Source organism: Paenibacillus sp. NPDC058898 (assembly GCF_049316025.1).
GTDB lineage: Bacteria > Bacillota > Bacilli > Paenibacillales > Paenibacillaceae > Paenibacillus_AQ.
In genome coordinates, this window is the sequence record NZ_JBMOSM010000008.1 from 259715 (window position 1) to 274823 (window position 15109).

At 49.8% G+C, this 15109-nt stretch carries 12 protein-coding genes; 6 read left to right on the plus strand and 6 right to left on the minus strand.

Translation table 11 applies throughout. From position 1 onward, the window contains the following. Positions 1 to 20: 20 nt before the first annotated feature. The 6 genes from ACOZB4_RS22170 to ACOZB4_RS22195 form a co-directional block, all read right to left on the minus strand. Positions 21 to 1415: an ABC transporter substrate-binding protein gene (locus ACOZB4_RS22170; RefSeq protein WP_379408294.1), complete on the minus strand. Its 1395-nt coding sequence runs from the start codon at positions 1413 to 1415 to the stop codon at positions 21 to 23. Positions 1416 to 2081: 666 nt separating this feature from the next. After that, complete coding sequence (locus ACOZB4_RS22175; RefSeq protein ID WP_379408286.1) at positions 2082 to 3113, minus strand: SPFH domain-containing protein; 1032 nt, start codon at positions 3111 to 3113, stop codon at positions 2082 to 2084. Positions 3114 to 3134: 21 nt separating this feature from the next. Then, complete coding sequence (locus ACOZB4_RS22180) at positions 3135 to 3935, minus strand: TPM domain-containing protein (protein WP_379408283.1); 801 nt, start codon at positions 3933 to 3935, stop codon at positions 3135 to 3137. After that, entirely contained in the window at positions 3932 to 4963 is a 1032-nt protein-coding gene (locus tag ACOZB4_RS22185) for a TFIIB-type zinc ribbon-containing protein (RefSeq protein WP_379408278.1), read from the minus strand. The genes ACOZB4_RS22180 and ACOZB4_RS22185 overlap by 4 nt, the downstream gene beginning before the upstream one ends. A 27-nt stretch (positions 4964 to 4990) precedes the next feature. Then, a complete protein-coding gene (locus ACOZB4_RS22190) occupies positions 4991 to 5695 on the minus strand; it encodes a PspA/IM30 family protein (RefSeq protein WP_379408797.1) in 705 nt (234 codons plus the stop codon). Positions 5696 to 5851: 156 nt separating this feature from the next. Next, on the minus strand, positions 5852 to 6310 hold the full coding sequence (locus tag ACOZB4_RS22195) for an Hsp20/alpha crystallin family protein (protein ID WP_098741486.1): 459 nt from the start codon (positions 6308 to 6310) through the stop codon (positions 5852 to 5854). Positions 6311 to 6733: 423 nt separating this feature from the next. On the opposite strand from ACOZB4_RS22195, the gene ACOZB4_RS22200 reads away from it, so the two are divergent. The 6 genes from ACOZB4_RS22200 to ACOZB4_RS22225 all read left to right on the plus strand — a co-directional run bounded on the left by ACOZB4_RS22200 (position 6734) and on the right by ACOZB4_RS22225 (position 15109). Next, a complete protein-coding gene (locus ACOZB4_RS22200; protein ID WP_213646527.1) occupies positions 6734 to 7615 on the plus strand; it encodes an ABC transporter permease in 882 nt (293 codons plus the stop codon). Positions 7616 to 7658: 43 nt separating this feature from the next. Beyond that, the gene (locus ACOZB4_RS22205) at positions 7659 to 8537 is read left to right on the plus strand and encodes a carbohydrate ABC transporter permease (protein ID WP_379408275.1); all 879 of its coding nucleotides are present in this window, start codon (positions 7659 to 7661) and stop codon (positions 8535 to 8537) included. Between the two features lie 65 nt (positions 8538 to 8602). Next, a complete protein-coding gene (locus tag ACOZB4_RS22210) occupies positions 8603 to 10204 on the plus strand; it encodes an extracellular solute-binding protein (protein ID WP_422759649.1) in 1602 nt (533 codons plus the stop codon). Positions 10205 to 10285: 81 nt separating this feature from the next. Beyond that, complete coding sequence (locus ACOZB4_RS22215; protein WP_379408264.1) at positions 10286 to 12001, plus strand: hypothetical protein; 1716 nt, start codon at positions 10286 to 10288, stop codon at positions 11999 to 12001. Further along, positions 11998 to 13236: a DegT/DnrJ/EryC1/StrS family aminotransferase gene (locus ACOZB4_RS22220; protein ID WP_379408262.1), complete on the plus strand. Its 1239-nt coding sequence runs from the start codon at positions 11998 to 12000 to the stop codon at positions 13234 to 13236. Before ACOZB4_RS22215 ends, ACOZB4_RS22220 begins: the two co-directional genes overlap by 4 nt. Before the next feature lie 22 nt (positions 13237 to 13258). After that, the gene (locus tag ACOZB4_RS22225) at positions 13259 to 15109 is read left to right on the plus strand and encodes a hypothetical protein (protein WP_379408255.1); all 1851 of its coding nucleotides are present in this window, start codon (positions 13259 to 13261) and stop codon (positions 15107 to 15109) included.

Genomic DNA, 15109 nt, shown 5'->3' on the forward strand with positions numbered 1-15109 from the left:
ACCGCGGAGTATCGCTATGATTACTGCGCTGCATCGAGCAGCCCTTCCAGCACCGGGCGTACGCTCTTCATGCCCGTTTCCGGCGTTTCCTTGCCTGCACCGATATTATCCCAGACCTTGCGGATTTCCTGACCAAAGTTAGGGATTCCCTCCCAATCCTTCGGCTTCATAATTTTTCCCATCTCCATGTAGTTGTCGAGGCTCTTCTGATCGGCAAACAGCGATTCCGTCCAAGCGTCCAACTCCCCCTCCTTCGGCATGTAGCCGAGCAGGTACTCGGCGTAGATGCGGACAGCATCCGGATTCGCACCCTTCGGCACAAACCAGAGCGTCGGCTGCATCGCGTTGTGGTAAGCGGTCGCTTTCGGCCCTTTCGGAATGAAGATGAAGCCGTAATCATTCCCCAGGTTCGTCTGAATACCGCCTCCCTCCCAACCTTCTCCATACCGCATCGCGACGATGCCTTCGTTGAAGGCGTTGATGTAATCTTCCCAATTGTCAGTCTGGTTCGGCTTGACGACTTTGTGCACATTACTCAAATCGCTATAAAACCGGAGCGCTTCCATCGCATTTCCGTCGTCCCCGGTGAACGCCAGCTTACCGTCGACCACCTTTGTCACGTCTCCGTCATTCGACGCGATAAATGCCGGTACGAAGTTTACTGAGGTAAGCGCCAGCCCGTACTGGTCAATTTTCCCGTCACCGTTTGTATCCTTGGTCGACTTCTTCGCTATATCCAGAAACGTATCCCAATTCCACTCCCCTTTCTCATGCAGCTCTTGTGGATCTGGTAAACCCTCCTTCTTCAATATCGCCTTGTTGTAATAAATGCCGCCCCCGCCGCCTACAGCCGTCGAGAAGCCGTACACTTTGCCATCGAAGCTGCCGGTCATCCGCATTTCAGCAGGCCACTTTTCGTTGTTAATATCCAGAATGCCATCAATCGGCTGCAGGAAATCCTTCTGCACCATCGCAGGGAATGCCCGATACCGCTCCAGCAGGAAGACATCCGCGATCGGCTCGCCGGCTACGATGGACGCTGTAATCTTATCTTGGATATCACCCCAGGGAATCTGCTCGAATTGAAACTTTGTATTGTACTTCTTTTCCAATTCTTGCTCGAGGGCGATTCGCTGCTCGCCTGCTTCTGTGCCCTTCTCGCCTCCGGCATACCCCCACGATATGACGCGCACCGGTTTTCCCTGCATGTCAATCGTTTGCTCCTCCTCAGGCGCCTGCTGCTCTTCCCCGCTCTTTGGCTGCTCATCCTCCTGCTCTGTCACGGCCACCTGAGGTTCCGGTTCCGGCTTCGGCTCGTCGGCGGAATTCCCTCCGCCCCTTGTGCACCCCGTCAAGAGAACAACGAAAACAAGCACAACAACGAAAAGCCATTGCTTCCTGCTTTTAATACTCATTTCTTTAATACCTCCTTTTTGCTTATTCTTTCGCATGTGCCGGGCAGCGCCGGCAATTACGCATGCCAGCTCCGCGACAGCTCGACAAACGGCCCGCCGAACGTTCTCCGTAGCTCGACATTCCTCCTTTTCTTGTGCGGATTGCAGGATTCGAACGGAGCCATCGTAGCATTCACCGCTGCAGCACGCCTAGTTCTCATTGGCCGGATTCGGTACTCGACTGGCCGAATCAAACGGGTTCCACCGGTTGTTTTTGGCCCGGCGTGTTCTCAATCGCCCGCTGGACCAGCTTCATTAGGGATTTGATCGAATGGGTCGTAATCATTTTCATATAGGAATCACATTTTCTGTGCAGGAGTTGGAACAGACAGAGAAGTGAATCTATATGAGAAGATAGGGTGCAGAGCGCGAAGTAACGTGTTGGAGGAACGTGGAGAACGAAAGATAACTATGAAGGTACAAACAGTATAGGTGGATACATAACTAGTTAAAGGAAACAGCGAACATAGAAAAACAGCACCCTCCGCTTTAAAAGCGAGGGGTGCTGTTTTGATAAGAGTTTTTACGTTCGCTCAACGCCACCACCATTTGCGTCATTCCAATGATGGCATCGAACTTTGTATCAAATCTTGTACATTTATTAGCGCGACTAGTCACAAATTCAACTTAACCCAGCTTCTGCCCACAATTCGGACAGAAGTTCGCCCCTTCATTCTTTGCGCCGCAGTTCGGGCAGAAATTGGGCTTCTTGCTTCCTTCGGATGCGGATGCAGCCGCCGGGGCGGATGGCTCCTTCGCAGCCGGAGGCTGTTGGCTTTGATTCGAATTGTTTTGGTTCTGATTCTGATTCTGGTTCTGATTCATATTTTTCATCATTTCATTAGCCATGTTCATCCCCATCATCATGCCGGCCATATCCGAAGCCGCACCGCCGCCTTGCACCTTGCCGGATGCAATCCCATCCGTCATGCTGACCTGCTGGTATTTTTGCAGATTACCGATCATTTCATGGGAAGCCGTCTTGGTGATCATATCCTGAATTTCCTTCGGATAGTTGAAACTCATCACCTGGAAGCCGGTGATCGTTATTCCGTTGTCCATCACTTCCATGTCCAGGTCTTCTCGAATCCCTCTCGCGATTTCAGAGGCATTCGCCTGCAGATTAAACATGTCCTTGCCTTCGCGACTGATCCATTTCATCAACAATTGATCGAGCACCGAAGTGATCCGGATCTTGACGTCGTCCACAAGATAGCTCTCTTTCATCCCGGCGATTCTGTCGATCAGCGTCACATAATCATTCACTTTAAAATTGAACGTGCCGTTGGCACGGATCGGCATACCGCCCGGAAGCTGCGGCGTCGGAATGAGGACCGGATTCTGCGTCCCCCATCTGACGGTGAATTCCTTCGTGTTTACGAACAGTACTTCCACGCGCATGCCACTGTTAAAGCCAAATTTAAATCCCTTTAAAGTAGAAAGGAACGGAATGATATCCGAGTCGATGTTATATACGCCTTCATCCTCAAAAATCCCCTCGATCTTGCCGTTATTGACAAAAATCGCGTCTTGACCGGAGCGGATGACCAGCTTACTTCCTTTTTTAATCTCCCGGTTGCTCCATTTCCAGAAAATCATATCGTCCCTAAACTCTTCCCATTCCACGACATTAGAGAATTGGTTCTTGAAAAATCCCATCGATGTTATTCATCCCTTCCCTTAAAATTTCCCGCTGCTGCTGCTATGCGAATGGCCGCCACTGCTGACGCCGCCACCCCCTCCGCCGCCCGAGCCGCTGCTCGTGTTGCGCTCGATCTTCTGCTTCGTTACCGTTGTTCTAACATAACGGTCCTGCTGGTTCAGTATCCCCGATGTGCTGGTATCCTCATAGGTGCGAGAATTGACCGTCACCCGTCCGCCAGAACGATAAGCCATGACACCCACGGCGATAGCGCCGATGGCAGCGGCAGTTCCTAGCTGAAACCAGAGATTAAATATAATATTATCCGGGTTCATGTCGGGCTCAAAGCCCATATACCGATGAGCGGTTTTGATGTATTTTTCAAACGCCTGCTTATAATTACCTCTCGATAAATCGGGCGTAATCTTGTTGCGTATTTTGGTCAGTCTCCCGGAATCGAGATACTTCTCAGCTTTATAATAACCTTCCAGATGCACGTTACGAGAACCGTCACGAGCACTCATTACAATGGTCAAAATAACGGTATTGCCGTGCGGCTTATCATACCCGGGGGCATACTCATCGTAAAAGTTTTCCGTCCATGTCTCATAATCGTCATTCTCGACACGGTCAACCGTAAGGATCATAAAGTCCGTCTCGCGTTCGGCGCCATACTCATTCGCCATCACATTCAGCTCTTCTCGTTCTTCCGGACTGAGCAGATTGGCTTCATCAAAGATCAATGGCTTATCATCCGCAGCTTTGACCATCAAGGCTGGAACCATCAAATAGGCAACCAGGAAGAACAAAACAGCACCTAATACAGATCTTCTTCTCACAGGAAACCTCCTCCCATCGCCCAGGAGATCAGCTTCAATGACAGTAACGAGACGCCCGAAATGCCTGCAAACCACGCAGCTACTTTCGCTTTGCTGATCGGCGGCTTGCCAACGACCTTACCCGTCTGGCCGTTCATCGCAAAGGTATGCTCCGATTTGTTGTAATCATAGTGCACCATCCATACCGGAAGGAGGACATAATCGGCCTGCTTTAAGGTGGTATCGATCTGCTTGTTGGTATAATTTACGGTTGTGTATCCTGACACGGCTGACGAAATATACGAATCAATGTAGGAGCTGATCTTATCTTTGGCACGCGGAAGAAGCTGCCGCTCATCATGGCTGTATTTTTCGGCAATGTACCCGGCGAGATAAGGCGTCTTGAATTCCTTCAGCTGCTGATAGGGAAAAGGCTCCAGCTTATCCATCAGCTCATCGTTCATTTTCTCCGAAGCATCGATCGGCACCTTCATGTAGTTCAAGCGAATCTTCCGGTAGATGTCAAAATGCTGGGTCTCCGTGTACTGGTAATCTCCTTGCGTGTAGGTTCTCACCTTGGTGGCGTGGCCATGAACTTCAACCCGATTATGTAACTCATATAGCCAAAAAGGTACATATATCCCGGTAATTTCCTTGATCCGGTTTGCTGTCATAAATCCGCTTGGTGTCAGGAGGCCATTTCTGCACCATTTCTTGAAAGCCTTCATCGCTTCTTCCTTGGTAATCGAAAAAGGGATGACCATAACCGGAGCCAGATCGCCGCTCAGTCGGTCGCTGAGTACAACGGCGGATCCGCAGAAGCTGCAGGTCGTGGCGCTGGTCTCGGGCTCCGTCACGATGACGGCCCCGCAGCTGTTGCAGTGATACTCCTTCACTTCGTTTTCGACGAAAACCTGCTTTTTCAGCGGGTCGGGAATTTCCTCGATATTATCTTTTCTTCCGCAGCTCAGGCAAGACAACATTCCTGTATCGCCGTCAAAAACCATGCTGCTGCCGCAGTTCGGGCACTTGTATTCGATAACCGGCATTTCCTCACCTCGATAACAATGAAATGATTATTCCTTCTCTTTCAGCTTTTCTTTGATTGCTTCCAGTTCATCCTGGGCAGGGAGAGTCTCCATTGGAGCAGCTCCGTCCTTCCTCATATTCTTCTCCAATTCAGCGATCAGATCGTCCAGATCGTCTTCCTTCGCTCCGGCGCGAAGCTCGGCCAAGGCCAGCGCTTCATCCAAGGCACGGTTTGCCTTCTCTTCCATCGTGTTGAATGCCGCATTTGCACCGCCCGAGGATGAATGGCTGGCGTTTAAATCCTGCTGGGCTTTGGCAGCCGCCATCTTCCCTTTCAATTCGGCATAGCGAGCCTCCAGTTGGCTCATGTCCGACACCAGCTTCTCCTGCATTTGTTTCATCCTAATGGCGTTTGCGGATGCCGATTCATATGCTGCCTGCAGTTCGTTCAGCTTCTGGGCCTGCGCTTCTTTTCTCTCCAGAAACTTCAGGGCATTATCCTCATTTCCCGCTTCTACGGCCTTCTCTGCATATCGCTGCAGCTTCTTGATCTCGGCACAACACTCATCAAGGGCCCGCTTCGCTCTTCGCTCATCCGAGAGAACGGAAGCCGTCTCCGCTTTCACCTGACCCAAGTCCGTATTCAAGCTACGCATATACGTGTCAACTGTTTTCTCCGGATCTTCCGTCCGATCCAACAGTGCGTTCACATTCACCTTCATAACATCCTTAAACCTCGATAAGATTCCCACCATGAGTTTCCCCCTCGAAAAGTTTACATTTAACCTATAATACCCTACATACCGCTAAAAGGTTTCAAATGCCGAAATTCGATGGAATATATGTAAAAATATTACTAATAAAACGCAAAAAAATCCCCCGACCATATAGATCGGAGGGTACGTTTATTAGATATCATCCCGGATCTGGATGCGTTTCTTACCAGAGTCCGGCTGTTTCGGTATTTCAAGCTTGAGGACCCCATCCTTCAGGGAAGCGGCAATTTGGTCCTCTGCTATATTCTGAACGTAGAATCTGCGCACATACTCGCCATAACGACGTTCCTTCCGGACGATTTGCTGCTTCGTATCCTCCACGCTGTTATCTTCCTTGCGAACGGCTTTGATCGTTAAGTAAGGGTCAGCGTAGCTGATTTCGATGTCGTCTTTTTGAAAACCTGGAAGCTCCGCCTCAACCAGATAAGCGCGCTCCGTCTCTTTAACGTCTGTTTTGAAAGACATCATCGAACCTTTGAACGGTGCAAACACCTCATCTTGAAACGCATCGTTAAAGACATCGTGAAATGACTTCACCAACTGCCCGAAGGCATCCTCTCTGCGCTTTCCAAATGGCATCAAATCAAACATCATAGATTTCCCCTTTCTTATTTGACCTTGTTTGACCTTACGCCTTTATTATATGCCTTGCACGCATAAATGCCAAAACCGATTATAAAGAAAACAGGACTAAAATAACGTATTTTCAGCCGATTTTTCGCATGAATTGGTTTCGATCTTTCGATTTGACCTTTTTTGACCTTCAGACTGTTTCGTTTCCATCGCCTTTCAAAGTGACCAGGACTCTGGTCAAGCTTTTCATATATGGATCATTTCGGAGTATAGTACAAGTTATATTTCATAACACCAATAAATTTGGAAAACCGTTACTTTTATATGCTAAAAAAATAAATGTTAGAGTTATTGACATACAAACCAATTTAATATAATTTATATACAGGTAAAATACAGGTATAAAAAGGTGGGGCTGTTGTGGGGAAATTGCTAACGAGAATGAATCGCGAGAAGTATATTTATCTATTGCTTCTTCCGGGTGTACTGTACTTCATTATCTACCGGTACGTGCCCATGGCCGGTCTGGTGATTGCATTCAAGGATTTCAATCCTTTTACAGGATTTTGGAATAGCGATTGGGTTGGCTTTAAGCATTTTGCCCGCATGTTTGAGAGCAGTGAGGTCATTCAGGTGCTGGTCAACACCATCCAAATTTCACTTCTTCAAATATTTGTGGCCTTCCCTGTTTCAATTATATTGGCCCTAATGCTGAACGAACTTCAACATGCAACCCTTAAACGCTTCATTCAATCCTTGATCTACCTGCCCCACTTTCTGTCATGGGTCGTCGTGGTCGGCATCTTCGTTGTTTTCCTCCGCGGCGAAGGTTTAGTTAACTCCGTTTTGTCGAACATCGGTATGGAAGCGATTCCATTCTTAACCGATCCAGCTTACTTTAAGCCTATTATTATTCTCCAGGTCATTTGGAAGGAAGCTGGCTGGGGGACCATCATTTTCTTGGCGGCTTTGGCAGGCGTTAATCCTTCTCTCTATGAGGCCGCCGTCATTGACGGGGCTAATCGATGGAGACAGCTCTGGCATGTCACGCTGCCGGCCATTCGCGGCGTCATTATTATTTTGTTCATTCTTCGGCTCGGCAGCGTTCTGGATACAGGCTTCGAGCAAATCTTCCTGATGTTAAATCCCTTTAACATGGATTCGGGAAATGTACTTGATACTTATGTTTACTTCAAAGGCATCCAGCAAGGCAATATCGGTTTTGCCACAGCCGTCGGAATGTTCAAGGGCATGATCGGTCTCGTATTGGTGCTTTCAGCCAATCGCTTAGCGAAGCGGTTCGGCGAAGAAGGTTTGTATTGATGTTTCACACGACTCCTGATTAGGAAGAAGGCGATTTGTGCTCATGATCAAAAGAACATTAGGCGAGCGAGCGATTGACGGGCTGAATATAGTGCTGCTCATCATTACCGGAGGCGTCATGCTGCTGCCATTCATTCACATCTTCTCGGTTTCCTTCTCATCGCTGCAGGATGTACTCCAAAAAGAGTTCATCCTGTGGCCGACGAACTGGGCTATGGACGCCTACAAAGCCATTTTTGCTTCAGACTCCTTCATCCGCTCTCTCTTCGTCACGATCTATATCACGGTTGTTGGAACAGCTTTAAGCCTGATTCTGACATCCACGATGGCATACGGGCTTACGCGAAAAGTGCTGGGTCAACGCTTGATTCTGCTGATGGTCATCTTCACCATTTTGTTCAACGCAGGCATGATTCCAGTTTATCTGGTCGTGAAGGAGACAGGTCTTATGAATTCGCTCTGGGCATTAATCATTCCCAGCGCGATTAGTTCCTTCAACCTCATCGTCATCCGGCAATTTTTCCTTAGCATACCGAATGAGCTGTCTGAAGCTGCCCTGATCGATGGAGCAAGCGAGATTCGAACGTTCTGGTCCATTATAATCCCGCTGTCCAAACCGGCACTAGCTACATTCGGCTTATTCTACGCTGTGGGGCATTGGAACAAATACTTTGAAGGCATCCTCTATCTCAACGAAGCTGCAAAATGGCCTATCCAAGTCGTTCTGAGGCAAATTGTCATTATGAATGAGGCCACATCCACCTTGGGCTCTGACGTCATGTTACAGCTGGAAAACCAGCCACCGCCTGTTACGATTCAGATGGCTGCGATACTTGTAGCTACATTGCCGATCCTTCTCGTATACCCATTCCTGCAAAAGCACTTTGCCAAGGGGGTGATGATCGGTTCTGTTAAGGGTTAATAGCCGGAAACGCCCGGTTAGATTGGCTATGTGATTGGCAATTCATAATGGAGGGGATCAGCTCAATGAATGTCAGCAAATCAATGATGCTATTTGTGGTATTGATTCTTGTATTCACAGCAGCTTGTTCAAACAATAATGGAACGGCAACGCCTACCCCAGGTATCGACGGGAGCACCAATCAACCATCTGGAACGGGGAAATCGGAAGAAACCTACAAAATTACGGGAGCGACCTATATATTCGGGAACCCGCCGCCGAAAGACGGACGCGGCCAGAAAATGCTGAACGAGAAGTTCAATGTGGATTATTTTTCCGAAAAAATACCGAATGACAACTTTGTCGAAAAAATAACAGCGATGGTTGCCGGCGGGAACATGCCTGATCAAATCAGCTTCCGTTCCTCCAATATCGACTTGTTCAATCGCTGGGCAGGCCAAAACGCCTTCCTTCCACTTAACGACTACATCGAAGAATTTGATTATTTGAAGGCAATACCCGAGGAGTTATGGCTTCCTTTCACCATTGACGGCAAAATCTACGGCATTCCGACCTGGTCTCCGGTGGAGTCCCAATCGTTCATGGTGCGCAAGGATTGGCTCGACAACTTGGGACTCCCTGTGCCTACGAGTTACGAGGAGCTGAAGAACGTCGCCATTGCCTTCACGAAGAATGATCCTAACCAAAATAACAAGCAGGATACGTATGGTCTTGCCATCGGCCAAGATATTAACCCGACCTTTGCCATGGGGTCTTATTGGCAGCATGATACCTGGTATCACCAGGATGCGGAAGGAAACTATATTCCAGGCCTGATCTCCGAGGGCAGAAAAGAACTGATTCAGTTCTTCCACGACCTATATAAGGAAAAAGCAATTACCCCTGACTTCTCCGTGGTGAACTGGGCAGACACGAACAATGAATTCTATTCCGGCAAGGCAGGCGTCTTTCTAATCGCCCCGCGCGGCATGTCCCAAGACTACATGGAGGCATTGCTTGCTATTGATCCTGCTGCCGAATTCGTCGTATTGGAACCATTCGCCGCGCCTGATGGATCGAAAGGATTTACTGCCGGTAATGGCTTTGCCAGATTCCTGACGCTAAACGCTAAACTGGCTGACCAACCCGACAAGGTGCGTAAGATGCTGGAGATCCACGGCTTCTCCCGCCAATACTACCAGGCATCGAAGGTGACGCCAGATAACGAGGATTTCGACTGGTTCTACGGCAATGAAGGTGTCGGCTATAAACTGGATGAGAATAACGTGCGGGTTCCTCTTACAGAGCCAGCCAGCGGCACGGAGCCATTCCTGTATTTCATTGATAGTACGGCTTGGATTGGTCCTGATGACGATGCGGAGTTCCCTCTGGCTTATTCAGATCCTAAACTGATTGAAGCCACCCAGCAGCTTGTCGATATTAACAAGCAGTATAAGCTCTACTATCCGCCACATGTTGGCATCATCTCAGCAAAGGAAACCGAGGTAGGCGCTGAATTAACGCAGCTGCTTATGAATGAACAGACCAAAATGATTACCGGGAATCGTCCGGTTTCGGACTGGGATGCCATGGTCCAGGAATACTTGAGCCGCGGCGGATCGAAGATTATCGAGGAGTATAACGTAGAAATTAAAGCGCGCGGTTATACCGATCGGCTGTGGAAGTAACCTTATTCGTAAACGATACCATGTTGGGCTTCACGAAGGCCCAACATCTTTTTTCATCATCTTATAAAGGTTGTGACAACGATGCGAATAGCCCGAATTGGAGTATGGCTGGATCAAGAGTCCGTGAAGCGTAGACACCGTTATGGCGTCAATGTTTTTCAGCATTATATATTTGAAATTTTAGACCATGCAGGATTCACGTATCAGCGATTGGAGCAAGCGGAGCAAATCCATCCGGACACCATGGATATCGTCATCGCAGCCCTGCCGAGCGACCGGCAAGAAGATATGGAATCGTTATGGTCATTCATGATGAAAGGCGGCATTGTCATCTCTTACTCCGGTCTCGGCCCATTGGCTCCCAGACTGGGCTTCCGGCAATCAAGAGAGGTAGCCGTCAGCTATGCCGACTTCCCATCCGAATGGTATGACGATGTACCCATCCGCTCCTTCAACGCGCGTCCCTGGGAGCCGGCAGATACCGCTCCCGACTTCCGCTGCATCCAGCGCGGCATGCTTCGACAGAACAGCCCGGAAGGTATAAACTGCGGGACGCTGCTGTACAGCTTCCAGATAGGGCAAGGCAGATTGGAGCGTTGGTCAGTCGATATACCAGCCACAATCGTCAGACTTCAACAAGGTAAAGAGCCCGTCGTAACCGACGGCCTGCCCGCTCCTGACGGTACCGCCTCGGTCGATGATTGGATATTGAAGGCCGATGACGACATTCAGCAGGATTGGGAATATGACCGATCCCAAACAGGGACCGGAATGGATTATTTCGCTCATCCTTACGCCGACCTCTGGAGGGAAGCCCTCGCCGGTCATCTATTACAGGTTACAGTCCAGCACGAGCTCTCGCTTCCTTTTGTTGATTATTGGCCGAACGGTATCCAGCAAGTATCCATGATCTCGCATGATAGCGATCTGAACATCGATGAAGCGGCAGAAGTTACCTTGCAGGTCTTGCGGGAACATCATGTACAAAGCACTTGGTGCATGATTGAGCCGGGGTATTCCCCCCACCTCTATAATCAAATAAAAGCGGCGGGCCACGAGCTTGCGCTTCATTATAATGCACTCGAGCTGGATGGAGGTTATTGGTCGGAGGATGAATTCGTGAGGCAGCTCAACTGGTTCAAATCCGCTACCGGGTCGGCCCGTGCTATCTCCAACAAGAATCATTACACCCGCTTTGAGGGTTGGGGAGAACTGTTCGACTGGTGCGAGAAATATGATATCGCATCCGACCAATCCCGGGGCCCGAGCAAAAAGGGGAATATCGGCTTTGTTTTCGGAACCTGCCATCCGTACTTTCCAATCGCTTGGTCCGATCAACACAACCGTATCTATCCGGTACTGGAAATTGGTTTTCTGACACAAGATCTAAACCATCACGCACTTGCGGATAGCAGCGTTATCGGACCGTTTTTGGAAAGAGTCCGGCGGGTAGGCGGGGTGGCACATTTTCTGTTCCACCAGACGCATATCCTGCAACAACCTCATGTCCGGGAAGCAATCGCTGCCGTCATTCAAGAGGCGAGAAGCGCCGGCTTTGAGTTTTGGACCGGGAGCCAAATCAATGAGTGGGTACGTGCGAGACGTCAGATCCGGATAGAGGGCATAGATCCAAATGGAGTGCCCGTCGTGATCAACCCGGGGCAGGCCAAAGAGGCCGTAGTCTGGACCCCCCTACTTCGTGACGAGTCGACTGACTCCGAAGAAGTGCATCTCAAATATGGAATTCCGTGCAAAAAAACGATATTGCATGATACTGGAGGGGTGAAGCCATTATGAATCATAGGGTTAAACTCGCCATACACGGCGGGGATCAAACCAAAACGACATCTTTTGGCACAGGCAAACGATTTGGCTTGGATGAGGCTAAGGAATTGCTCGAGGCCTTGGAGCAAAATACGCTGTTCTATCACTTCGGCCAAAAAGTAAAAACATTCCTATCCGATTTCAACCATATGTACCATGTCCCTTACAGTGTGGCCACTTCTTCGGGAACAGCCGCACTGCATGTAGCGCTTGGCGCCGCCGGTATCACGGTAGGGGATGAAGTTATCACTAGTCCCATTACGGATCAAGGCACCGTCATCGGCATTTTATATCAGAACGCGATTCCTGTATTTGCCGATTTGGATCCGCACACGTACAATCTTGACCCGGCTTCCATTGAATCACGCATAACATCAAGAACCAAAGCGATCCTGGTCGTTCATTTGGCGGGCAACCCCTGTGATATGGACCCCATCATGGAGATCGCCAACAAATATAAATTGAAGGTTATCGAAGATTGCGCGCAAGCCTACCTCACCAAATATAAAGGTAAGCTGGTTGGCACCATCGGCGATTACGGATGCTTCAGCACAAACGATTTCAAGCATATCTCAACCGGGGACGGCGGTATCGTAACCGTAAATTCCGGCCTTGAAGAGGATTACCATCGGACGCACGCCTTCTCGGATAAAAACTACCAGCGGATAGGGACCGATGTGGGCCGGGTGCCGGAGAGCCTCGCACCGAATTATCGCATGACCGAGCTGCAGGGGGCCGTCGGTATTGCCCAACTCCGGAAGCTGGAATGGATATGCGACCGAAGAACCGAAATCGGCATGACGCTGAATGCTGAACTCCTAGACTTGTCATCTATATCTGTAATGAAAATACCCGAAGCGAGTACTTGTACCTATTGGTTCTATATGTTCCGCCTCGTTTTGGAGAATCTGACTTGCAGCCGCGAGGAATTCTGTGCAGCGCTAAGCGCGGAAGGCATCACCAACAGGATGGGTTATATACCGGATGTCCTTTATATGCAACCGCTGTTCCAGCAGAAGCAGGCTTATCCGGGCAGTACATTTCCCTTTGAACTTTCTGATGTACACTATTCACGGGGCGCTTGCCCCCATGCGGAAGCGATTTTGGAAACGGCCGTGCAAGTGCCGCTGAGCGAGTTCTATACGAACCAGGACGTCCAGGACATGATTGCGGCCATTCGCAAAATTGCTCTATATTATGAGAAGTAAATGGGCATAGGAGGTAACCAGGATGAGCTTTTCTGATTTAGGCATACCGGTCGATGCCGTCGAATCCAGAACCGCGGCCGTCTGCACCAACCGCTCAGGCGATAGCCGGGTGGTTATTGCAGCCAAAGGTTTCTTGATCGTCGTTGACCCGATAACCGGGGATTGCCGCCAAGTGAACTTCCCGAATCATGATGTCGAGTATCCCTACGATACGTTCAGCAGCAGAACCGGCATGTTTTACATGGGAGCCGGCAGCATGTTCTATGCCTTCGATCCGTTTCGCCTTGACTTTGTCGATGCCCTAAAGGCCGGAGCCGAGGATGAACTATGCGGGTTTAGCTATGCAGAGGATGAACAGGGCCATATCTATATGGCCTCATATCCTCAATGCCGTCTGTACCGTTATCGTCCGGCTGAACGTGATATCTTCCCACTGGGGTCCGTGGATACGGAACAAAAATACCCTTCCCATATGGCGGTTGACAGCTATGGTTGGGTTTATATCGGTACGGGAACATCCCGGAAAAACATCATCGCTTATAACGCAAATAGCGGAGCGTCTCATTCCCTGCTCGGGGGTGATCTGCGAACGATTGGAATCGGCCTGGTAAGACAAGGATACGGGGAGCCGCATGCCTCCCATTCCAAAGGGCACGATCAGGCATACCTGGCTTATGCGCAGATCGGCAAGCAATGGGTTCGACTTGAACGAGGAACTATACTCGAGAAGATTGCCGATGAACAGGTTCCTGTATCGTTGTATATGGGTAAAAGCTTCGAGAAGCTGCATCGTCAGCTTCCAGGGGACTGGCATGTGATCCGGCATAGCCTGTCAGAGCGCCAGCTGATTCTAAAACATCGCCTGACAGGGAAGACGAGGAGCATTCATCTGCAATATACCTCTGAAGGCGCATCGCTCTCACCTCTCTTCCTGGGGCCAGACAAGAACATCTACGGGACGTCAAACCACCCCTTGCACTTTTACACCTATGAGCCTGAACATGCAAGATTACATAATTGGGGCCCTCATATGATCGAGAACGGTGCCGGCGGCAACCTGGCTGCCTATGCTGCTCAGGGCAGTCTAATTGCCGGAGCCGCATATCCGGGTGGAAGGCTTCATCTCTACGATGTTTCAAAGCCGATTCAAGTAGAGCAATCGGCTGGAGAGCAGCGTAATCCAATCTGCGTGACCGAACATATCGACATTCACCGGCCAAGATGTGCTGTCGCGCTTAGCGGGGGCGAGCATATCGCTTACGGGGGATTTCCCGGTTATGGCATGGTAGGTGGAGGCTTATGTATCTATCATCTCCCTTCAGGAGAGGATACGCTCATTCCTCATACCGAGCTTATCCCGAATCAGAGCACGATTGCCCTGGCCGAGACGAAAAAAGGGCACCTCGTGGGGGGAACGAGCATCGAAACCCCAGGAGGCGCCGATCCGGTAGGCAAGGCCGCTTGTCTCTACAGGATGGACTGGCGGACGCGTACACTGCTGAACCGATGGCAGCCGCGGGCGGATATTCGTGAATATTCCTTGCTCCTTGTAGATTCAAGAGACTGGATCCATTCTCTTACATCCGACTCGGAATACGTCGTCTGGGATCCCTTGACCGAATCGTTCCTCTACCAGGAAAGTCTCTCGCAATGGGGGACGATCGTGCGCCAAGGCTGGCAGCTCGATGAAACGGATGGATGCATCTACGGTGTGCTCAGCGAAGCCATATTCCGCATCCCGCTTGAGAGTCTGAAGCCTGAGCGGATCGCCACCCCGCCGCATCCGATTACCTCCGGCTTCGTCAAGCGTGAACATATGTTGTTTTTCACAATCTCCACGCGTCTGTGGAGCTACTCCCTATCGAAGAGGTGA